General features: G+C 67.1%; 16 protein-coding genes. 8 read left to right on the forward strand and 8 right to left on the reverse strand.

From position 1 onward, the window contains the following. Nucleotides 1-41: 41 nt before the first annotated feature. Nucleotides 42-1,499 carry a DUF2252 domain-containing protein gene (locus B1400_RS05530; protein ID WP_407641071.1) on the reverse strand — a complete coding sequence of 486 codons (1,458 nt, stop codon included), beginning with the start codon at nucleotides 1,497-1,499 and terminating at the stop codon, nucleotides 42-44. 130 nt (nucleotides 1,500-1,629) lie between these two features. Here B1400_RS05530 and glnA point away from each other — a divergent pair, with 130 nt between their 5' ends. Beyond that, the gene (gene glnA / locus B1400_RS05535; RefSeq protein ID WP_095613447.1) at nucleotides 1,630-2,967 is read left to right on the forward strand and encodes a type I glutamate--ammonia ligase; all 1,338 of its coding nucleotides are present in this window, start codon (nucleotides 1,630-1,632) and stop codon (nucleotides 2,965-2,967) included. 136 nt (nucleotides 2,968-3,103) lie between these two features. Here glnA and B1400_RS05540 read toward each other — a convergent pair whose 3' ends face one another. From B1400_RS05540 to B1400_RS05550, 3 genes are all read right to left on the reverse strand, one after another. Then, nucleotides 3,104-4,252: a hemagglutinin gene (locus tag B1400_RS05540; RefSeq protein ID WP_407641072.1), complete on the reverse strand. Its 1,149-nt coding sequence runs from the start codon at nucleotides 4,250-4,252 to the stop codon at nucleotides 3,104-3,106. Between the two features lie 22 nt (nucleotides 4,253-4,274). After that, on the reverse strand, nucleotides 4,275-8,312 hold the full coding sequence (gene hrpA / locus B1400_RS05545) for an ATP-dependent RNA helicase HrpA (protein WP_095613438.1): 4,038 nt from the start codon (nucleotides 8,310-8,312) through the stop codon (nucleotides 4,275-4,277). Between the two features lie 87 nt (nucleotides 8,313-8,399). After that, the gene (locus B1400_RS05550; RefSeq protein WP_095613439.1) at nucleotides 8,400-9,032 is read right to left on the reverse strand and encodes a class I SAM-dependent methyltransferase; all 633 of its coding nucleotides are present in this window, start codon (nucleotides 9,030-9,032) and stop codon (nucleotides 8,400-8,402) included. Nucleotides 9,033-9,134: 102 nt separating this feature from the next. On the opposite strand from B1400_RS05550, the gene hflX reads away from it, so the two are divergent. The 3 genes from hflX to B1400_RS05565 all read left to right on the forward strand — a co-directional run bounded on the left by hflX (nucleotide 9,135) and on the right by B1400_RS05565 (nucleotide 13,008). Further along, the gene (gene hflX, locus B1400_RS05555) at nucleotides 9,135-10,628 is read left to right on the forward strand and encodes a GTPase HflX (RefSeq protein WP_162288187.1); all 1,494 of its coding nucleotides are present in this window, start codon (nucleotides 9,135-9,137) and stop codon (nucleotides 10,626-10,628) included. 234 nt (nucleotides 10,629-10,862) lie between these two features. Then, on the forward strand, nucleotides 10,863-11,825 hold the full coding sequence (locus B1400_RS05560; RefSeq protein ID WP_095613440.1) for an L-lactate dehydrogenase: 963 nt from the start codon (nucleotides 10,863-10,865) through the stop codon (nucleotides 11,823-11,825). Between the two features lie 253 nt (nucleotides 11,826-12,078). After that, nucleotides 12,079-13,008, forward strand: coding sequence for a cation diffusion facilitator family transporter (locus tag B1400_RS05565; protein ID WP_095613451.1), 930 nt, complete (start codon nucleotides 12,079-12,081; stop codon nucleotides 13,006-13,008). Nucleotides 13,009-13,018: 10 nt separating this feature from the next. Here B1400_RS05565 and lexA read toward each other — a convergent pair whose 3' ends face one another. After that, complete coding sequence (lexA, locus tag B1400_RS05570; RefSeq protein ID WP_095613441.1) at nucleotides 13,019-13,711, reverse strand: transcriptional repressor LexA; 693 nt, start codon at nucleotides 13,709-13,711, stop codon at nucleotides 13,019-13,021. Nucleotides 13,712-13,767: 56 nt separating this feature from the next. Here lexA and B1400_RS05575 point away from each other — a divergent pair, with 56 nt between their 5' ends. Next, nucleotides 13,768-14,295: a LysM peptidoglycan-binding domain-containing protein gene (locus tag B1400_RS05575; protein WP_095613442.1), complete on the forward strand. Its 528-nt coding sequence runs from the start codon at nucleotides 13,768-13,770 to the stop codon at nucleotides 14,293-14,295. A gap of 232 nt (nucleotides 14,296-14,527) precedes the next feature. Here the strand turns inward: B1400_RS05575 and B1400_RS05580 are convergent, their stop codons facing one another. Then, nucleotides 14,528-14,779 (reverse strand): hypothetical protein, encoded by a 252-nt coding sequence (locus B1400_RS05580; protein WP_095613443.1) that lies wholly within the window; start codon nucleotides 14,777-14,779, stop codon nucleotides 14,528-14,530. A gap of 311 nt (nucleotides 14,780-15,090) precedes the next feature. On the opposite strand from B1400_RS05580, the gene nrdR reads away from it, so the two are divergent. Continuing rightward, nucleotides 15,091-15,537 carry a transcriptional regulator NrdR gene (nrdR, locus tag B1400_RS05585; protein WP_024540639.1) on the forward strand — a complete coding sequence of 149 codons (447 nt, stop codon included), beginning with the start codon at nucleotides 15,091-15,093 and terminating at the stop codon, nucleotides 15,535-15,537. 134 nt (nucleotides 15,538-15,671) lie between these two features. On the opposite strand, the gene serA is transcribed toward nrdR, so the two are convergent. Next, nucleotides 15,672-16,874 (reverse strand): phosphoglycerate dehydrogenase, encoded by a 1,203-nt coding sequence (gene serA, locus B1400_RS05590; protein ID WP_095613444.1) that lies wholly within the window; start codon nucleotides 16,872-16,874, stop codon nucleotides 15,672-15,674. A 10-nt stretch (nucleotides 16,875-16,884) separates the two neighbouring features. Beyond that, nucleotides 16,885-19,131, reverse strand: coding sequence for a HelD family protein (locus B1400_RS05595; RefSeq protein WP_095613445.1), 2,247 nt, complete (start codon nucleotides 19,129-19,131; stop codon nucleotides 16,885-16,887). A 233-nt stretch (nucleotides 19,132-19,364) separates the two neighbouring features. Between B1400_RS05595 and mraZ the strand changes: the two genes are divergently transcribed. Both mraZ and rsmH read left to right on the forward strand, forming a co-directional pair. Further along, nucleotides 19,365-19,886 (forward strand): division/cell wall cluster transcriptional repressor MraZ, encoded by a 522-nt coding sequence (gene mraZ, locus B1400_RS05600; protein ID WP_095613446.1) that lies wholly within the window; start codon nucleotides 19,365-19,367, stop codon nucleotides 19,884-19,886. Between the two features lie 8 nt (nucleotides 19,887-19,894). Then, nucleotides 19,895-20,782 (forward strand): 16S rRNA (cytosine(1402)-N(4))-methyltransferase RsmH (gene rsmH / locus B1400_RS05605; RefSeq protein WP_095613452.1); only part of this gene is annotated, 888 nt, incomplete at its 3' end.

The following is a 20,782-nucleotide window of genomic DNA, read 5'->3' on the forward strand; positions in this document are numbered from 1 at the left end:
CGCCGGTCGTATCTGTGCGCATTCGTCGCCACGGGCGCGCGTCACTCCTTCGAGCAGGGCAGTTCGCCATCCTTGATCATCCGCTTGAAGACTCGGTAGTCCTCCTCGTTCTGGTCGGCGTAGGAGTCGGCGAAGCTCGCCATCGCGACGTCGAAGGCGTCGGTGCCGCCCAGATAGTTCGCGATCGCGATGCTGTCGCCGCTGCGCGCGTGCGCGTGCGCGAGGCACCACGCGCACATGCGGCCGAGGTCGTTGAGGGAGACCGAGGTCAAATGGTTGATGTCGATCGAGCCCTTGCCGTTCCACAGCTGGCGCACGTAGTAGTCGCGCGGATGGCCGTCGTTGGCGACGAACTTCGTCCAGCCGAGCATGATGTCGGCCGTCGTCTGGATCAGCTTCTGCCCCTGCACGACGCGTTCGCCGTGCGACGGGTAGCGGGAGCGGCCGACGAAGCGTTCGAGCACGGAGTCGGTCGCCTCCTTCATCTGCAGCATCAGCGGATCGTCGATGTCGCGGCCGGTGAGCACCGACACCCATGCGCGCGTGCCGACCGAGCCGACGCCGACGACCTTGCGCGCCGTGTCCTGGTAGCGGTACTGGCTGAGCACATGGCGGCGGTCCTCGTACAGCGAATCGTGGTAGGACGCGAACAGCTGGTCGAGGCGCCGCTGCAGCGCGTCGATGTCGTCGTAGCCCTCGAGCTCGTTGATCGGCACGAGCTCGGGCGGCATCGAACGGAAACGCAGGCGGTCGCCGTCGAGATAGGTGAGCTTCGCGGTCGCGCTCGCCGAATCCTTCGACTTCGCCTTCATGACGGCCGCGCGCAATGTGCGGTTGCGCTTGCCATGCGCCGACGACTCGAACTGGTCGAGCGTGTTCTCGACGTCGAGATGGTCGTACCACATGTCCAGATACCGCATCTGCGAGAATTGGTTGATGTAGTCTCGGTAGGTCTTCACGCAGGCGCGCACCGCCGCCTGGCGGTCCTTCGAGTAGACGCCGTTCGCACGGCCGCAGATCTCCACGGAGACGGCGAGGCGCTTGATGTCCCATTCCCACGGGCCGGTCGTCGTCTCGTCGAAGTCGTTGATGTCGAAGACGAGATGCATCGTCGGCGAATAGAAGATGCCGAAGTTGCCGATGTGCGCGTCGCCGACGGCCTGCACCGGGATGCCGGTGACCGGCGTGCGCGCCAGGTCGTTCGCCATGATGAGCGCGGTGCCGCGGTAGAACGTGAACGCCGAGTCGCTCATCCGGTAGTAGCGCAGCGGGACGAGGCTGCGCAGCCGCGTCCTCGACTGCTCCTCGAGCAGCCCGATGACGTCGCGCCGGTCCTTGACGACCTTCCACACGGCGTGCGATTCGAGCGGGGCCTTGCGGCGGGCCTCGATGCCGGCGCGCGCACGCGAGCGCGGCGTCGGCGACTGCCGCCATGTGGTGATGTCTACGACCGGGTCGTCGGGGCTGGATACGACGATGTTTCCGTTCATGTGCGTCATATCAGCAACGATAGCGCGACAGCGCGCCGATATCGCGTCGGGATGGGGGAGGGGCGAAGGCCGTGAAGGCGGCCGTCCGCCATATGATTGTTAACATCTGCCGTAACATCGGCATGGAACGATGGGCGGCATGGACAAACAGCAAGAGTTCGCGCTCAGGACCGTGGAAGAGCGCGACGTACGTTTCATTCGCCTGTGGTTCACGGACGTGTTGGGAACGCTCAAATCGGTTGCGATCGCGCCTGCGGAGCTGGAGGCTGCGTTCGAGGAGGGCATCGGTTTCGACGGTTCGGCGATCGAGGGCATGACGCGCGTCTCCGAGGATGACATGATCGTCAAGCCCGATCCGAGCACCTTCCAGATCCTTCCATGGCGCGGGGGTCCGCAGGGCACGGCGCGTATGTTCTGCGACATCCTCTCGCCCGAGGGCGAGCCTTCGCTCGCCGATCCGCGTCATGTGCTCAAGCGCGCGCTGTCGAAGGCGAAGGAGAAGGGCTTCACGTTCTACGTGCACCCGGAGATCGAGTTCTATCTGTTCGAGAAGCAGGACGATTGGTCGCTCACGCCGGTGCCGATCGATCAGGGCGGCTATTTCGACCATGTGCCGCGCAGCCCCGGCATGGACTTCCGCCGTGCGACGGTGAACATGCTCGAGCAGATGGGCATCTCGGTCGAATATTCGCACCATGAGGCGGGCCCCGGCCAGAACGAGATCGACCTGCGGTACGCGGACGCGCTGACGATCGCCGACAACATCATGACCTTCCGCACCGTCGTCAAGGAGATCTCGCTCGAACGAGGCATCCATGCGAGCTTCATGCCCAAGCCGCTCGCCGACGCGCCCGGTTCGGGCATGCACACGCATCTGAGCCTGTTCGAGGGCGACACGAACGCGTTCTACGAGGCGGGTCAGGAGTTCAACATGTCGTTGACAGCTCGCCAGTTCGCCGCCGGCATCCTGCACCACGCCGCCGAGATCTGCGCCGTCACCGACCAGTTCGTCAATTCGTACAAGCGTCTGTGGGGCGGCAACGAGGCGCCGAGCTACATCTGCTGGGGCCACAACAACCGTTCCGCGTTGCTGCGCATCCCGCAGTACAAGCCGGGCAAGGGCAATTCGGCGCGCATCGAGTTCCGTGCGCTCGATCCGGGGGCGAACCCGTATCTGGCGTATTCGGTGCTGCTCGCCGCCGGCCTTGACGGCATCGAGAAGAAGATGCAGCTCGGCGAACCGACGAGCGACGACGTCTGGGAGCTCACCGACGCCGAACGTCAGGCGATGGGCATCCAGCCGCTGCCCGAATCGCTCGACGAGGCACTGCGCATCATGGAGAAGTCCGATTTCGTGGCCGACGTCCTCGGCGAGCACGTCTTCGAGTACTTCATCCGCAACAAGCGCAAGGAGTGGGAGGAGTACCGCAGCCAGGTGACGCCATTCGAGCTGCGCAAGTACCTCGCAAAGCTCTGATCGGCTCCGTCGCCGATTCGTATTGCGGCGGTCCGTGCCCGTTCCCGGTGACCGGTCACGGACCGCCGCATTTGCTATGCCGCCATGGCATTCCGTGCGTACATACACCCGCGGACTGCCACGGACCGCCGCTTTGCTATGCCGCCCTCGGGTCGCCGAACCAGTTCGAGTAGATGATCGAGAAGTTGCGGTTGCCGTAGGTCGAACAGTCGTCGCCCTCGCCGGCTCCTGCGGCGAGCGCCGCGTCGTTCGGCTGGTAGGGCGTGTAGATGTACAGCAACGCCGTCGCCTTGTTCTCGATGTACACGTTCGCGCCGCCGCACGCGACGTCCGGGTTGAAGCGGACGAAGTTGAGTCGTCCGGCGTGGAAGCCGTAGCGGTCCTCGTGGCGCACATAGTACTGGTAGCGTTCCGCGGAGCCGAAGACCTGCCTGAAGAAGCCGGCGTACTCGGGGTCGCAGTGGTCGTCGTCGGGGCAGCTCAGACCCATCGCCGACGTGAACTGGAACTCCTTCGGATTCGTCGCGGTGACGAGCTGCTGCTCCTTCTGCAGCATCGTGAGCAGCACCTTCGGCGAGACGTCGCAGGCCTGCGCGGCCGCCGTGATGATCGCGGCCGCCGACTGCCCGTTCTTCGCGCCCGGGTATTCGCGGCAGTAGTCGTTCGCGGCGCGACGCTCGACCTTGAAGCGCCGCGCGCGCAGGCACGAGTCCTTTGTGCATGCGGCTCCCTGCTCGTCGAGGAAGGCCTGCACCTGCGCCTCGTCCATCGCGTCGCCGTCGAAGAACTGGCCGTCCGAGATGATGTCGCCGGGATTGAAATCATAGGCCTCGGTGAGTTCGACCTGCCGCGCCTTCGCCTCGGAGAGCTCGACGTGACCGGTGATGACGTTGCCGATGGCGACGACGAGCGCGATCGCGACGACCGCGGCGAGCGCGCCGAAGGCCGCCATCGTCGCGCGTTCGACGCCGGAGCCGCCCTTCCACCGTGCGGCGAGCGTCGCGAAGGAGCGCCGCGCGCGCGACTGCTGACGGCGGTCGGCGATGCGCGACGCGAAGGTGGCGCGTCGCGGCGTCCGCTTCGCCGTCGATTTCGCTGACGTCCGCTTGGCCGATGGGGGCTTCGTTGGCGCCGATTTCGCCGCCGCGCCGTTGCCGGACCTCGCCGCCGTCCCCGGCTTCGCCGGTTTCGTCCTGCGCTGCGCCGTCGGCCGCGTCGATCCCGACGTCGGCTGCGCGGGGCTCGTGCGTCGCGGTTTGCGCGGCGTGCCTTTCGATGCTGCCATCGTCCTTCCTTTCCGCCGATGCTCAGCGCAGCGCCTTCGCGATGCGCTGCACGCTCACCGGCTGGTTCGTGCCGAGCTCCTGCGCCCACAGCGAGACGTAGAACTCCTCGAGCAGCCATCGCGCGCGCGTCGCCTTCGCCTGCGCCTCGTCGCGCGCGGCTCCGGCGGGCATCGCGTCCGCCTTGGCCGCCGCGTCGTTGACGAGGCGCTTCGCCTCGTCGGCCTGCCACGCCCAGCGCACGTCGCGGTTCTTGTCGGCTTTCGCCTTGTCGAGGCGCATAAGGTCGGCGCGCAGATAGACGCCGATCCTCGGCAGCGAGAGCGGCGGCGTGCGCCCGATGAACCCGGGGTTGACGAGCGTCGCGACGTGCTCGCGGATCGACTGAAGCACCGACAGCATCGGCAGATCAGCCGGGCCGCCCACCGCCTTGTCGACCTTCGCATACTGTTCGAGGATCGCGACGACGTCCTTGGCGACGGCGTAGACGGTGTCCTCGTAGACCTGTTCGACGCCGGCGACGGCCTGCGCGAGCGCAGCGTCGTCCTTGAGCGCGCCGATGTCCGGCAGCAGCCGTTTGACGGCGGCGCGCTGCAGATCCTCGACGAGCTGCTTCGTGCCGTCGTAGGGCGCCGCTGCCAGACGCAGTGCCTCGGCGCCGAGCCAGCGCGACGAGACACGTTCGGACGGCAGCCGCAGACGGTCGAGCGCGCCGTCCCACAGCATCTGCTCGCGCGAGCGCGTCGTCGCGCCGGCGTCGCGCAGCAGGTCCGCCTGCTTGACGATCGCGCCGGCGTCGGCTGCCTGCTGCGCCTGACGTTTGACGACCTGACGCGCCGAGACCTGCGCCTCGGCGGCGAAACGGCGCTGCAGCTCGGCGAGCGACTTGCCGCTCGCAACGACCTTCGGCATGACGCGTTCGCGCCGCCGTCCGTGCTTCGGACGCGGCATCGGCTGTTCGATGACGAAGGTCATGCGCAGATACGGCGGCAGCTTCGCGGTGAGACCGTCGAGGACCTCGGGATGAATCTGCGCGCCGACGACGCTGATCGCGGCCTTCGTGAACACATGGAGGAAGTCGGGCCACCGCCCGTCGGGCGCCTCGGCCGGATGCTCGCGGGTGCCCGAGCCAGGCTGTTCGGGGAAGTGCGCGCCGATCCACTCGTCGATCTTCGCCGCCGTGTCCGGCGCGGGCACGAACTGCACGCGCAGCGTCTTCGGCAGCGCCTTGATCAGCGCGATAATGAGCTCGCGGCGCAGGCCGGGCACGTTCCAGCTGAACTCCTCCGGCGTGACGCGCGACAGCGCCGTCATCGGGATGTGGACGCTGACGCCGTCGGCCTCGTCGTTCGTGTCGTAGACATAGCTCAGCCGCAGCTCGATCGCCCGGCCGTCGGTCCCGACGGTGACCCAGTGGTCGGGGAAGTCGCCCGGATCGTAGGATTCGGCGTCGAGCAACCGTTCGACCTTCGACGGGTCGAAATCGAGCAGATGCGGATGCGTCCCATGCTCGGTCTTCCACCACTTGCCCAGATCGGCGACGCTCGTCACGTCCTGCGGGATCAGCGCGTTGTAGAAGTCGAAGAGGTCCTCGTCGTTGACGCTCTGCGCGAGCTGGCGCGTGCGGCTGGCGTCGTCCTGCGCGTCGGCGATGATCCGGCGGTTGCGCTCGACGAAGCCGTCGAACGCGAAACGCTGCTGGATCTCGCCTTCGACGAGGCCCTGGCGGATCAGGAAGTCGCGTGCCTCGGGCGGATTGATGCGGCCCCACTGCACCTGACGCCCCTGCACGATCGGCAGGCCGTAGAGCAGCACCTTCGCCTCGGCGACGGCGCTGCCGCGCGACGCCGACCAGTGCGGCTGCGCGTAGGTCGTGCGCGTGAGCCCCTTGGCGAGCGGCTCCGCCCATGCCGGATCGATCTGCGCGCTGTAGCGCGCCCACAGGCGGCTCGTCTCGACGAGCTCGGTGCTCATGACCCACGGCGGAGTCGACTTGGCGACGGCCGACGCCGGGAACAGCGCGAAATGCGTGCCGCGTGCGCCCTGATAGTCGTTCTTCGCCGTCCTCTGGGCGCGCTTGAGCGCGCGGGCGCGCGCGGCGCCCTTGAGGTTCGCGTAGTCGGAGGCCTTCGGTTCGCGCACGACCTGCATGCCCATCATCGACAGCAGGCCGGCGAGCATCGACGTGTGGATGCCCTGCGCGTCCCACGAGCAGCACAGCGCGTGCGCGGCCTGCTGGTTGATCGGCAGCGAGCGCACCGCCTCGTCGGGACGGGAGACCGGAATCGGTTCGCCGACCCTGAACTTGAGTTCGCGGCACAGCTCGCGCAACTGCGTGACGAGGTCGCGCCACTGGCGCATGCGCAGATAATGGAGGAACTCGCTTTTGCACAGACGGCGCAGCGCGTTGCCGCTGCGTTCGCCGTCGGCGCCGAACGCCCGGTCCCAGATGTTGAGCGCCGTCAGGAAGTCGCTCGTCGGGTCGGCGTAGCGGTTGTGGATGCGGTCCGCCTCGTCGCGCGCCTCCTCGGGACGTTCGCGCGGGTCCTGCAGGCTGAGGAACGCGACGACGACGATGAGCGCGGCGAGCGTGTTCGGCGTCGTCGAACGCGCCGCCTCGATGAGCATGCGTCCCAGACGGACGTCGATCGGAATGCGCGCGAGCTGGCGTCCGGTGTGCGTCAGGCGGATGTCACCGCGCGTGCGCGCAATCGCCTGCAGCTCGGTCAGCTCGTTGATGCCGTCGGAGACCGATTTCATGTCCGGCGGGTCGATGAAGCCGAAGTCGGTGATGTCGCGCGCCGTGTGCGCGACGCCGACCGACAGCATGTGCAGCACGACGGCGCCGAGGGATGTGCGCAGGATCTCCGGTTCGGTGAAGCGCGGACGGCTTTCGTAGTCCTCGGCCGAATACAGGCGGATCGCGATGCCGTCGGCGATGCGGCCGCATCGGCCTGAACGCTGGTCGGCGCTCGCCTGCGAGATCGGCTCGATCGGCAACCGCTGCACCTTCGCGCTTTTTGAATAGCGCGAGATGCGCGCCAGACCCGGGTCGACGACGTAGCGGATGCCGGGCACCGTCAACGACGTCTCGGCGACGTTCGTCGCGATGACGATGCGCTGATGGGTGTGCGATTCGAAGACGCGATGCTGGTCCTTCGCGCTCAGACGGGCGAACAGCGGCATGATCTCGATCGCGTCGGGGCGGCGCATGTCGGCGCAGCGCGGGCCGAAGGCGTGGCGGATCGCCTGCTCGTAGTCGCGGATGTCGCGCTCGCCAGCGGCGAAGACGAGGATGTCGCGCGGGCCGCGGTCGTGCGCCGAAATCGTCACGAGCTCGACGCAGGCGCGCGCGACGGCGGTCGGCATGTCGCCGTCCGTGTCGCGTTCGCCTCCGGCCATGTCCGCGTGGACGTCGGCGAAGCCGGGCACATGGCTCATCAGCGACGGCGCGCCGCCGAGCGGCTCGTAGCAGATCGTGACCGGATAGGTGCGTCCGGAGACCTCGATGACCGGAACCGGGCGTTTCAACGCGTCCTCGAAATGCTTCTGGAACTTGACCGAATCGATCGTCGCCGACGTGATGACGAGCTTGAGGTCGGGGCGTTCCGGCAGCAGCGCCGTCAGGTAGCCGAGCAGGAAGTCGATGTTGAGCGTGCGCTCGTGCGCCTCGTCGATGACGATCGTGTCGTAGCGCGTGAGCTTCGGGTCGCGCTGGATCTGAGCGAGCAGGATGCCGTCAGTGACGACGCGCAGCCGCGTCTTCGGCGACGACTCGTCGGTGAAGCGCACCTGGTAGCCGACCTCGTCGCCCAGACGCACGCCCAGTTCGCTCGCGATGCGTTCGGCGACGGTGCGCGCGGCGAGGCGTCTCGGCTGCGTGTGCACGATCTGACGGCCGTGCGAGCCGCGGCCGAGTTCGAGCAGGATCTTCGGCAGCTGCGTCGTCTTGCCCGAGCCGGTCTGGCCGGAGACGATGACGACCTGCGCGTGGGTGACGGCCTCGGCGATCGCGTCGCGCGCGCCGCTGACCGGCAGTTCTTCTGGATACGAGAATTTCATATGATGCTGTGCGTTGTGCTTTCCGTAATTTGTAAGTTTGGTGTGATCGGCGTGGCCGCAACGGCCAGCTGCCCGAAAATGAAACGATCAGTGCAGGCGATGGACTTCGATGACGCGGTAGCCTTTCGAGCTCGCGTACTTGTCGACCTCGTAGGCGTCGGACAGCGCGTCGGCGAGCCAGCGCATCAGTGAATCGGAGCCGAGGTTCTTCTGCACGACGAGATACGCGTAGCCGTCCGGCGCCAGACGCGGCAGCCACGTCATCAGCAGCGTGTGCAGCTCCTCCTTGCCGATGCGGATCGGTGGATTCGACCAGATGAGCTCGAACTCGAGCCCGTCAGGCACGTCGTCGGCCTCGCCGGCGTGGATGTTCGCGCAGCCGTTGAGTTCGGCGTTGCGTTCGGTCAGCTCGATCGCACGTTCGTTGACGTCGACCGCGTAGACCTCGGCCCGGGGGGATTCGAGCGCAAGCGCGAGGCTGATCGCGCCCCATCCGCAGCCGAGATCGAGGAAGTCGCCGCGCTCGGGGGGCTGCGGCGCGTGGCGCAGCAGCACCGACGTGCCCAGATCGACGCGATGCGCCGAGAAGACGCCGTTCGACGTCTCGATCTGCGCCTCATGGCCGCGCAGCGTCACCCGCATCGCATGGCGCACGTCCTTCGACGAAGGGGAGGCCGAGAAATACTGTTCGTTCGCCTGTGGGGGTTCGATGTGCGCCATGGTGCTCCGCCTCGCTCTGCTGTATACTGGCATGTCTGCTTATCCGATGATAATCAGGGCTCAGTAAGTTTCCAAGCAAGGACGAGGTAGTATTTGACCACATTGAACACCTTCGACGACGAAGCGACGGCGGGCTTCGGGGTGCAGCGGCGCCGCGACGTGCTCGCCGACCAGTCCGACGTGCTGCTCGAGGACGGGCGCGCGGAGGGCGCCGAAAGCGAAATCTGGCGCGAAAGGGAATCACGCAACGAACTCAAACACGTCATCGGCCTCGGCGAACTCGAGGACGTCACCGAAGTCGAATACCGCAAGGTGCGTCTCGAACGCGTCGTGCTCGTCGGCGTCTGGTCGGCGCGCACCGGCTCGCAGCGCGAGGCCGAGGAGTCGATGCGCGAGCTCGCGGCGCTCGCGCAGACGGCGGGCGCCGTCGTATGCGACGCCGTGCTGCAGCAGCGCTCGCGGCCCGATCCGGCCACCTACGTGGGCGCCGGTAAGGCCAAGCAGATCGCGGACATCGTCGCGGTCAACGAAGCCGACACGATCATCGTCGACGATGATCTGCCGCCGAGCCAGCGGCGTGCGCTCGAAGACGCGACAAAGGTCAAGGTCGTCGACAGGACGGCCGTCATCCTCGACATCTTCGCGCAGCACGCGACATCGCGCGAAGGCAAGGCGCAGGTCGAGCTCGCGCAGCTGCAGTACATGCTGCCGCGTCTGCGCGGCTGGGGCGCGGCGCTGTCGCGTCAGGCGGGCGGACGCGCCGCCGGCGCCGACGGCGGCATCGGTTCGCGCGGCCCGGGCGAGACGAAGATCGAACTCGACCGCCGAGTCATCCGCACCCGCATCGCGCATCTGCGCCGCCAGATCGCGCAGATGGCGCCGTCGCGCGAGGTCAAGCGCGGCTCGCGGCGCAAGTACGGGCTGCCGACGATCGCCGTCGTCGGCTACACGAACGCCGGCAAATCGTCGCTGACGAACAGGCTCACCGGCTCCGACGAGCTCGTCGAGAACGCGCTGTTCGCGACGCTCGACACGGCCGTGCGCCGTGCGCGCGCGAAGGACGGGCGCCTGTACGCGTACGTCGACACGGTCGGCTTCGTGCGCAGGCTGCCGACGCAGCTCGTCGAGGCCTTCAAGTCGACGCTCGAGGAGATCGCCGACGCCGACCTCGTCGTCCATGTCGTCGACGCGTCGCATCCCGACCCCTTCGGGCAGATCGACGCCGTCAACGAGGTGCTGCGCACGATCGACGGCGTCGAGCGGCTTCCGGTCGTTACCGTGTTCAACAAGACCGACCTCATCGATGACGTGACGCGCGAACGGCTGCACCGGCTCGCGCCGGACGCGTTCCTCGTCTCGTCGGCGAGCGGCGACGGCGTCGACGCGTTGCGCGCGCACGTCGAGTCGATGCTGCCCAAGCCGAACGTGCACGTCGAGGCGCTGCTGCCGTACACGGCCGGCTCGCTGCTGTCGAGGATCCGCGAATACGGCGACGTCGGATCGGTCGAATACCGCGACGACGGCGTCATGCTGCAGGCGGACGTCGACGAGCATCTCGCCGCGCAGGTCATGGAGCAGGCCGTCGACGAGGACTGACGACACGCAAGGAGCCGCGGCCGCGCGCGTTCGCACGGCCGCGGCTCCTTGCGCGCATGCCGTCCGGCGCTCAAGTTGCTGACAGCGCTGTCAACCGCGGGGAGGGGAACGGCGGGGGAGCGCCGATGGCGTCGTTTCCCGAACCGTGAACAAGGGGTCCGTCTGATACAGTGAACAACGAATGAAGTACGCATCCGCCACAAGCGGATCTTCGGTGATTATTGAGAGGTTATCATGGTGGATTCACCCATTAAGCCCACAAAGCTCGCGATTGTCGGCGCCGGCGCCGTCGGCTCCACACTCGCCTTCGCGGCCGCCGAGCGCGGCGTCGCCCGTGAGATCGTCCTTCAGGACATCGCGAAGGAACGCGTCGAGGCCGAGGTGCTCGACATGCAGCACGGTTCGAGCTTCTTCCCGACCGTCTCGATCGACGGATCCGATGACCCGGAGGTCTGCCGCGACGCCGACATGGTCGTCATCACCGCCGGCGCACGCCAGAAGCCGGGCCAGTCGCGCCTCGACCTGGCCGGCGCGACGATCAACATCATGAAGTCGATCATCCCGAACATGGTCAAGGTCGCCCCGAACGCGATCTACATGCTCATCACGAACCCGGTCGACGTCGTCACCCACGTGTCGATGAAGCTCTCGGGCCTGCCGTCGAACCAGATCTTCGGCTCGGGCACGAACCTCGACTCCGCCCGTCTGCGCTTCCTGATCGCGCAGCAGACCGGCGTCAACGTCAAGAACGTCCACGCCTACATCGCCGGCGAGCACGGCGACTCCGAAGTCCCGCTGTGGGCGTCCGCGACGATCGGCGGCGTCCCGATGTGCGATTGGCAGCCGCTGCCGGGCCATGCCCCGCTCGACGCCGCGATGCGCGAGCAGATCCACCAGGAGGTCAAGAACGCCGCCTACAAGATCATCAACGGCAAGGGCGCCACGAACTACGCGATCGCGATGTCCGGCGTCGACATCATCGACGCGATCCTCAAGGATTCGAACCGCATCCTGCCGGTGTCCTCGCTGCTCAACGACTTCCATGGCATCTCCGACGTGTGCATGTCGGTGCCGACGCTGCTCAACCGCAACGGTGTGAACTCGCGCATCAACACGCCGGTCTCCGAGCACGAGCTCGCCGAGCTCAAGCGCTCCGCCGAGACGCTCAAGGAAACGGCTGCGCAGTTCGGCTTCTGACCCGCGCGCATCGCGGATCCATGCGGGTCCGCGGACGACGGCTTTCGAGGGCCGGATTTCCGATCGGACAACCGATCGGAAATCCGGCCCTCGGCGTTGGAACGGCATCGGCGGCGTCCCGATGACGCGCCGCCTGCGCTTCCGGCTATTGCCATGCCGGGGCGGCCGTCCTAGGATGTTGCAGCAGCGACGGCGCCGGATGGCGAAGGTCGATCCGGCGCTCGTAATCGAGGATGGAGGACAGGGAGATCGCATGGCGCATTCGCATACGCATACGGCGGCCGACGGGATGGACCACGCCGGCAGGTTGACGACGACGCTCGTCCTGACCGGAGTGATCCTCGTGGCCGAGGTCGTCGGCGCCGTCGTCACCGGCTCGCTCGCGCTGCTCGTCGACGCCGGCCATATGATGACCGACGTCTCGGTGCTCGCCGCGTCGACGCTCACCGCGTATCTGATGCGGCGCCGACCGAACAACGCGCGCACATGGGGATGGGCGCGCCTCGAGGTCATCACGGCCGCCGGCGGCGGCACGCTGCTGCTGTTCGTCGGCCTGTACGCGCTCGCCGAGGCCGGGATGCGCCTGTCCGGCGCCGAGGCGGATGCGATCCACGACGTGCGGCTGCTGCTGTGCTTCGGCGTCCTCGGCCTGGCCGCGAACGTCGGCTCGATCCTCGTGCTGCGCGCGCAGGCGGCCGACAACATGAACATGCGCGCCGCGTTCCTCGAGGTATGCAACGACGCGCTCGGGTCGGTGGCCGTCATCGTCTCGGCCGTCGTCATGATGACGACGGGATGGGACGGCTTCGATGCGCTCGCCGGCGCGTTCATCGCGCTGCTGATGATCCCGCGCGCCTTCATCCTCGTGCGCGACGCGATGCGTGTGCTGCTCGAGGAGACGCCCGAGGGCCTCGATCTGGACAAGGTGCGCGAGCATCTGCAGCAGGTGCCGCATGTGATCGCCGTGCACGACCTGCATGCGAGCGTCGTCGCGACCGGCATGCCGATCCTCACCGCGCACGTCGTCGTCGACCGCGACATGACGATGGAGCAGGCCGGAGAGGTGCTGCGCCGGATGCAGGACTGCCTGCGCGAGCATTTCCCGGTCTCGATCCCGCACACGACCTTCCAGCTTGAACCGGAGGGCTATACGAGCGAAAGCGCGTCGCGCATTCATTCGTGAGCGCCGCGGCTCACAGCCTGCGCAGCACGGTGACGACCTTGCCCATGATCTGGGCGTGCGTGCCGTCGATCGGCGAATAGTTCGGATTGTGGGGGATGAGCCAGATGCGGCCATGCTCCTGGCGGAAGGTCTTGACGGTCGCCTCGTCGCCGAGCAGCGCGGCGACGATGTCGCCGTTCTCGGCGTTCTGCTGCTCGCGCACGACGACGAAGTCGCCGTCGCAGATCGCGGCGTCGATCATCGAATCGCCGTGCACCTCGAGCATGAACAGGTTGCCGGTGCCGGTGAGCCGCACCGGCAGGCGCATGACGTCCTCGACATGCTGCTCCGCCGTGATCGGCGCTCCGGCGGCGATCGCGCCGACGAGCGGCACGTCCTGCGAGGCGGCGTACGCGTCGCCCGTCGCCTGCATGCCTTCGCCGAAGGCGACCGGCACATCCTGCGGCCCGGTGAGCTCGATCGCGCGTCCCTTGTTCGCGTCGCGGCGGACGTAGCCCTTGAGCTCGAGCGCCTGCAGCTGATGCTGGACCGACGACGTGCTCCTGAGCCCGGCGGCCTGCCCTATCTCGCGCAGCGACGGCGCGAATCCCTGACGGGAGATCAGCTCGCGGATCGCGTCGTACACGCGCCGTTGGCGCTCGGTGAGGGGCTCCTGCGGGCCGGTGCCGCCCGGCTGCTCGCGCTGTGGTTCGGTGCTGTGCATGGCATGTCCTTTCGTTGGTAGCCACGATACCGCGAAACGCCGAGGAAATCAAACAGATGTTCGAATCAGGCTTGACGAAATCGAACATCTGTGCGAACATCGACGCCATCGATAGAACAGATGTTCGAAAGGTGGCTCGTATGGATACTCGGGGAATGCGTCGGATGACGGTCGGATCCGAGATGCGCGGTGGCCGGGTGGTTATCGACGTGCCGATGGCCGCCGCGGCGTCGTGCACGCGGCTGCGCAGCGGGGAACGCGCCGTCGCGGCGCCGGTCCGCGGCTGGTTCACGCGCCATATGCGCATGCTCGTCGTCGTGTCGCTGGCGTGCGCGACCTTCCTCGCCCTGTGGGGCAGCGGCGCGTGGTCCGGTGATCCGACTCCTGCGGCCTCCGGCACGCCGGCTGCGTCTGCAGATGTTGTCCACTACACAGTGCGATCCGGTGACACGTTGTGGTCGATTGCGCGCTGGTGCGGCTATGCGAACGAGCAGGAGGGCGTGTCGAGGCTGATGGCGGTGAACGACCTGAGTACCGCCGAACTCAGCCCCGGCCAGCACCTCCTGCTGCCGATGGACCTGTGATGATGGCCGTCGCAACGTCTCCGCGGTGCCCCTGTCTGTGAATCAGGAGCTTGAAGAGGAGCGGAATCGGAACTTCATAGACGCTTGTGATGTCTTCGGGAAAGCTCATGGGAGCGTCTGGTATGCTCGGTGCTGAGACGGTGCCTGTGTCAGATGCATTGTGACGATAGGTGGGGCGAACGGGCTCACGGAAAGCGTCAGGAGGATGCTTAATATGGCCGATATTCTCTTTTCATTTCCATAGTCCTTTCATGATTTGGAGGATGACGGCGATGATCAGGGTGAATAATGGGTAGAGGATGACGCGGATCCAGATCATGGCCAGACCTGAACTCTGTTCGATATGGGTGCTGAAGAAGCGGTAGGCCATATAGGTTTCCACGGTGCCGAAGGCAAGGATGCCGAGCGCGGAAATGACTTGTGTGATGGTGAGCAGTAAGCCATACTCTGAATAGAGTTGCTCATGTGAAATGCCAGAACGCAACTGTTCCCCCCTACTTCTACGTCTTTGCTTTTCCTAATTTATTTTATATCAATGTATATGAGTATGGATGTTGTGTGTCACGCAATGGAATCTGCGGCCACATGCCAATATGAAAATCCGGTGACCTATGTTATGAGCGTTGTTGCTGTTCGGTATGGGACGGCTCGGCGCGCATGGCGGGGCAGAGCCGATTAAGGTGACACATGCGTGGTGGGCAGAACCCATATCGGTGTTCGGCGTGCCGGGGCGGCGGCCGCGCGGCGGCGCGCGGTTGGGGGGCAAAGGGCGCGCTTGCCGCTATTGTTGCAGATATGTATTGTCCTTTCTGCCAGAACCCCGATACCAAGGTGATCGACACGCGCATCAGCGACGACGGCCATTCGATCCGCCGCCGGCGCGAATGCCCCAAATGCGGGCGCCGCTTCAGCACCGTCGAGACGGCGACGCTGCTCGTGAGGAAACGCTCGGGCAACGTCGAGCAGTTCGACCGCAACAAGGTCGTCGCCGGCGTGCGCAAGGCATGCCAGGGCCGTCCGATCAACGAGGACGACCTCAAGCAGCTCGGACAGAAGGTCGAGGAGAGCCTGCGCGCGCAGGGCATCGCCGAAGTGCCGTCCGAACAGGTCGGCAAGGCGATCCTCAAGCCGTTGCGCGAACTCGACGAGGTGGCGTATCTGAGATTCGCGAGCGTCTACCAGAACTTCGAGGACCTCAACGACTTCCAGCGCGCGATCGACGACCTGCGCGAGGCTGAATGACGGTGCGTCGGTGACGGCGACCGTCTGCCTGACGGTGATGGTGCGCCGATGACGAGGAGGCCGCATCCCGATATGGGATGCGGCCTCCTGCCGTATGTCAGTGTTTTTATATGGCCCGTATGCGCGCGGCGTCGTCAGTGCTCGAGGACGCGCATGCGGATCGTGCCGGGGATCGCGGCGAGCGCGTCGAGCGTGCGCTCGTCCGGGATCGTCGCTACGTCGGTGACGACGTAGCCGATCTCGCCTTCGGTGCCGAGCGCCTGCGCCGAGATGTTGATGTCCTGCTCGCCGAGCACACGGTTGACGGCGGCGAGGATGCCCGGCAGGTTGTCGTGCAGATGCGCGATGCGCACCGCGCCCTTGCATGGGCCGGTCGTGATCTGCGGCAGGTTGACCGACAGCATCGTCGACGCCTTCGTCCAGTAGTCCTCGAGACGCTGGGAGACGAACTGGCCGATCGACTCCTGCGCCTCGAGCGTCGAACCGCCGATGTGCGGCGTGAGGATCATGTTGTCCTCGTCGGCGAGCGCCGTATGGAATTCGTCGCCGCTCTTCTTCGGCTCGGTCTGGAACACGTCGATCGCCGCGCCGGACAGGTGGCCGCGGTCGAGATGGCGCTTGAGCGCGTCGAGGTCGACGACGAAGCCGCGTGAGCAGTTGATGAAGATCGCGTCCTGCCTCATATGCGCGAACTGGTCCTCGCCGAAGAAGCCGACGTTCGACTTCCTGCCGTCCACATGGATCGTGACGGCGTCCGAGCGTTCGAGCAGCTCGTCGAGCGTCTCGCAGCGTTCGGCGTTGCCGAGGGCGAGCTTCTCCTCGATGTCGTAGAACAGCACGTGCATGCCGAGCGCCTCGGCGAGCACCGACAGCTGCGAGCCGATGTTGCCGTAGCCGATGATGCCGAGCGTCTTGCCTCGCACCTCGTGCGAGCCGGCGGCCGACTTGTCCCACAGGCCGTGCTTCATATGGTGCGTGTGCGCGGGGATGCGGCGCATCAGGCAGATGATGTCGCAGATGACGAGCTCGACGACGGAACGCGTGTTCGAATACGGCGCGTTGAACACGGCGACGCCGGCCTTTGCGGCGGCCGTCAGGTCGACCTGGTTCGTGCCGATGCAGAAGCATCCGATGGCCGTGAGCGTCGGCCGCGCGTCGAGCACGCGCTTCGTCACCGTCGTCTTCGATCGGATGCCGAGCAGGTCGACGCCGTCGAGCGCCCCGATGAGCTCGTCCTCGGAGAGGGCGCCCTTCATCGTCTCGACTTCGAAGCCATGGTCGCGCAGGGCCTGCGCGGCGAGCGGATGGATGTTTTCCAGTAACAGTGCTTTCGGCATGGAGTCCACCTTAGAGGTTGAGCAGCGTTTCATCATCGTTTGTCCGTAGTATAAGCAGACGCTGCGTCGGGCGCGTCAGCGCGACGTACAGGTCGGCCGCCGCGCTGACGCGCGACGGCGCCTCCTGCCCGATGGCGCCGGGCTCGACGACGACGACCGCGTCGTATTCGAGCCCTTTGACCGCCTGCGCGCCGCACACGACGACCTCGTCGTCGACGAGCCCGGCCCTCTCGGTCAGGGCGTCGGCGACGGCGGCGTGCACGGCGTCGGCGATCTCGCCGGGGACGATGACGGCGATGCGGCCGTTGCCGGCCCCGTCGACGAACTCGTCGGCGAGTACGCGCGCCCGTTCGCCGACGGCGCGGTAGAGCGCCGGGCGGTCGGCCAGACGGACATGTTCGACGGCGTCGGGCACCGAGCGGATCGCCTTGACCGTCGAGATGTACAGGCCTTCGCGTTGCGCGAAGGCGGCGGCGAGGTCGGAGACCTCGCGCGGGTTGCGGTAGTTGATCGTCAGTTCCTTGAGGTCCCAGTTGGACGACCCGAAGAGCGCGTTCATCGACTTCGCCCAGTCGCGCGTGCCGCCGAGCGCCGAGGTCTGGGCGACGTCGCCGACGATCGTGAACGAACGCGACGGGCATCGGCGCATCAGCATGCGCCAGTCCATCGGCGTGAGCTCCTGCGCCTCGTCGACGACGACGTGCCCGTAGGTCCATTCGCGGTCGGCGGCTGCGCGCGTCGCGACGAGCTCGACGTCGTCGGCGCTCATCTCGTCGGCGAGCATCCTCGACGTGACGATGCCCGAGCCGATCCCGGCCTGCGCGAGCGTGTCGCGCGCGTACTGCTCCTCCTCGGCGCGCCGGGCGTCGCGGGCCGCGCGCCGGGCGGCCTCATGCGGGTCGGGGCCGAGTAGCTCGAGCGCCTCGTCGAGCAGCGGAATGTCCGAACGCGTCAGCGGCGCTCCGGGCTCGCGCGTGAGCATATGCACCTGCCCGTCGGTGAGCCACGGCGCGAAGCGGCGGATCTGCGCCGGCTTCGAGAACATCTGGTCGAGCATCCACGCGCCGTCCATCGGCAGCCACGCGAGGTTGAGCGTGACGCGCAGGCGGTCGTTCATGCGCAGTTGCGCGAGGATGTCGGCGAGCTCGGAGGCGTCGGGCGTGTAGTCGAGCTGTTCGACGACGCGCGTGCGCATCGTCTCGAGCATCGCCGTGACGAAGGTCTCGCGCGCCTTGTTGTGCGGCTGGCGCGTGCGGCGGGCGTCGGCGATCGCCTGTTCGATATCGGCGGCGCGCATCGGCACGCTGACACCGTTGACGTTGATCGTCGGCAGCTTCGAGGGCACGCGCTCGCGCGCGGCGACGGCGTTCGCGACCATCTGCGCCATGCGGCGCTCGCCTTTGAGCCTTGCGACGTGGGGCTCGTCCTCACGCTCGGCGACGACGCCGGGGACGAGCTCGCCGATCGTGCGGCTGACGACGCCGGTCTCGCCCAGCGACGGCAGCACCTGGTCGATGTAGTGCAGGAAGTCCTCGCTCGGGCCGACGACGAGCACGCCGGAACGCTCGAGGCGACGGCGGTGCGTGTACAGCAGATAGGCGGCGCGATGCAGCGCGACCGCCGTCTTGCCGGTGCCCGGGCCGCCCTGCACGACGAGCGCGCCGCGCATGTCGGCGCGGATGATGCGGTCCTGTTCGGCCTGGATCGTCGCGACGATGTCGGTCATCTTGCCGGTGCGACGCGAGCCGAGCGAGGCGAGCAGCGCGCCCTCGCCGGTGAGCGTGCCGCGTTCCGAGGCGGCGTTGACGTGCTCGGAGTGCACGTCGAGCACCTCGTCCTCGATGCCGACGACGTCGCGGAAGTGCAGCGTGATGTGGCGGCGCATGACGATGTCGCCGTGATGCGACGGCGTCGCCTCGTAGAACGGACGCGCCGCCTCGGCGCGCCAGTCGGTGAGGATCGGCTCGTGCTCGGCGTCCGACAGTCCGATGCGTCCGATGTAGCGGCGTCGCCCGTCCCTGTCGTCGAGCCGTCCGAAGACGAGGCGGTCCTCGACGGCCCGCAGCTGCGCGAGGCGGTCCTCGTACATCGTCGCGAAGGAGTCGCGCTCGGTGCGCTGCGTCGGCGAGCCGTGCGATCCGGCCGCGCGCACGTCGCTCAGGCGTTTGCGCACCTGCGCGCGCAGATCGTCGAGACGCCCGTAGGCGCGGTCGACGGCTCCCTGTTCCTCTTGCAGCTGCGATGAATACTGTGACATGTCTCCTGTGCGTCCCCTCGGTGAAAGTTAAGCCGTACAAGTGTAGCAAACGCGTTCAACAGCGTCGCCCCGGCGGATGCGATGTGCGGATTTCGTGCATGAAACGGGCCGACGGGTCACGCTCACGGCGTGTTTAGCCGCGCGGTGGGGAGTTTAGGTGAACAGTGGGGTAGAGTGGTGGTCTGAGCAAAGCAAGTGGTCGGAGTCAGGTCGAGAGCGTGCGGAGGTGGGCGATGACGGATCACACCGACGCGCACCCCACGCACACGACGACCGACGCGCCGGACGACGCGGCCTGCGGGCCGCTCGACGACGCGCCGCTGCTGCTCGGAACCTACACGCCGAAGATCGATGCCAAAGGAAGGGTCGCGTTGCCTGCGAAAATGCGTACGCAGCTGGGGGAGGGCATGGTGCTCGCGCGAGGCCAGGAACGCTGCGTCACCGTCCTGCCGCGCCGGGAGTTCCGCCGCATCGCCGCCCGCATCCAGCGCACGTCGATGGGCGACCGCGCCGCGCGCCAGTACCTGCGCATCTTCCTGTCCGGCGCCGTCGACACGCAGATCGACCGTCAGGGCCGCATCAGCGTTCCGCCGATGCTGCGCGACTACGCCGGTCTGGGCGAGCGCATCGTCGTCATCGGCGTCGGCACGCGCGCCGAGATCTGGAACGCCGACGCGTGGGACGACTATCTCGCGCGGAACGAACAGGGATACGCCGACATCGGCGACGACGTGCTCCCGGACATGGAGTTCTGATGACCGATTTGACCGATTACGCACATATCCACCAGCCGGTGCTGCTGCGCGACTGCGTCGAGCTCGTCTCGCCGGCGCTCGCCGCCCCCGGCTCGGTCGTCGTCGACTGCACGCTCGGGCTGGCCGGGCATGCGGTCGCGTTCCTCAAGGCGAACCCCCAGGCCCGGCTCATCGGCATCGACCGCGACTCCGAGGCGCTCGGGATGGCGGGCGCCCGCATCGCCTCCGAGGGATTGTCCGACCGGTTCACGCCGGTTCACGCCGCCTTCGACGCCTTCGACGATGTCCTCGGCGGTCTGGACGTCGCGCAGGTGGACGCCGTGTTCATGGACCTCGGGCTGTCGAGCCTGCAGATCGACGAGCGCGGGCGCGGCTTCTCCTATTCCCATGACGCGCCGCTCGACATGCGCATGGACGTCACGCAGCCGCTGACGGCGCGCGACGTGCTCGCGACCTACGACGAACGCGCGTTGGCCCATATCTTCAAGGAATACGGCGAGGAGCGCTTCGCCCGCCAGATCGCGCGCCGCATCGTCGCCGAGCGCGCCCACGGCCCGCTCGAGACGTCGGCGCAGCTCAACGCGCTCGTCGACGGGGTGATCCCGCAGGCGCACCGCGCGAGCGGCAACCCGGCCAAGCGCGTCTTCCAGGCGCTGCGCATCGAGGTCAACGGCGAGCTCGACAAGCTCGCGCGCACGCTGCCGCAGATCGCGAACCGCCTCGCCGTGGGAGGCCGCCTCGTCGTCGAGTCGTACCATTCGCTCGAGGACCGTTCCGTCAAGACCTTCATGAACCAGGGTCTGCATGCCGACGTCCCCGCCGGCATGCCGGTCATCCCCGACGACATGCAGCCGTTCTTCGCGCCCGTCACGAAGGGCGCCGTCATGGCCGACGCC

Source organism: Bifidobacterium italicum (genome assembly GCF_002286915.1).
Taxonomy (GTDB): domain Bacteria; phylum Actinomycetota; class Actinomycetes; order Actinomycetales; family Bifidobacteriaceae; genus Bifidobacterium; species Bifidobacterium italicum.

Coding starts and splice junctions, on each gene's coding strand:
- B1400_RS05575 (WP_095613442.1), top strand. CDS start 13,768: ATGTTCGAATCAGGCTTGACGAAATCGAACATCTGTGCGAACATCGAC.
- nrdR (WP_024540639.1), top strand. CDS start 15,091: ATGTATTGTCCTTTCTGCCAGAACCCCGATACCAAGGTGATCGACACG.
- B1400_RS05530 (WP_407641071.1), bottom strand. CDS start 1,499: ATGACGCACATGAACGGAAACATCGTCGTATCCAGCCCCGACGACCCG.
- B1400_RS05550 (WP_095613439.1), bottom strand. CDS start 9,032: ATGGCGCACATCGAACCCCCACAGGCGAACGAACAGTATTTCTCGGCC.
- B1400_RS05560 (WP_095613440.1), top strand. CDS start 10,863: ATGGTGGATTCACCCATTAAGCCCACAAAGCTCGCGATTGTCGGCGCC.
- mraZ (WP_095613446.1), top strand. CDS start 19,365: ATGACGGATCACACCGACGCGCACCCCACGCACACGACGACCGACGCG.
- serA (WP_095613444.1), bottom strand. CDS start 16,874: ATGCCGAAAGCACTGTTACTGGAAAACATCCATCCGCTCGCCGCGCAG.
- B1400_RS05540 (WP_407641072.1), bottom strand. CDS start 4,252: ATGGCAGCATCGAAAGGCACGCCGCGCAAACCGCGACGCACGAGCCCC.
- B1400_RS05565 (WP_095613451.1), top strand. CDS start 12,079: ATGGCGCATTCGCATACGCATACGGCGGCCGACGGGATGGACCACGCC.
- glnA (WP_095613447.1), top strand. CDS start 1,630: ATGGACAAACAGCAAGAGTTCGCGCTCAGGACCGTGGAAGAGCGCGAC.
- hrpA (WP_095613438.1), bottom strand. CDS start 8,312: ATGAAATTCTCGTATCCAGAAGAACTGCCGGTCAGCGGCGCGCGCGAC.
- lexA (WP_095613441.1), bottom strand. CDS start 13,711: ATGCACAGCACCGAACCACAGCGCGAGCAGCCGGGCGGCACCGGCCCG.
- B1400_RS05595 (WP_095613445.1), bottom strand. CDS start 19,131: ATGTCACAGTATTCATCGCAGCTGCAAGAGGAACAGGGAGCCGTCGAC.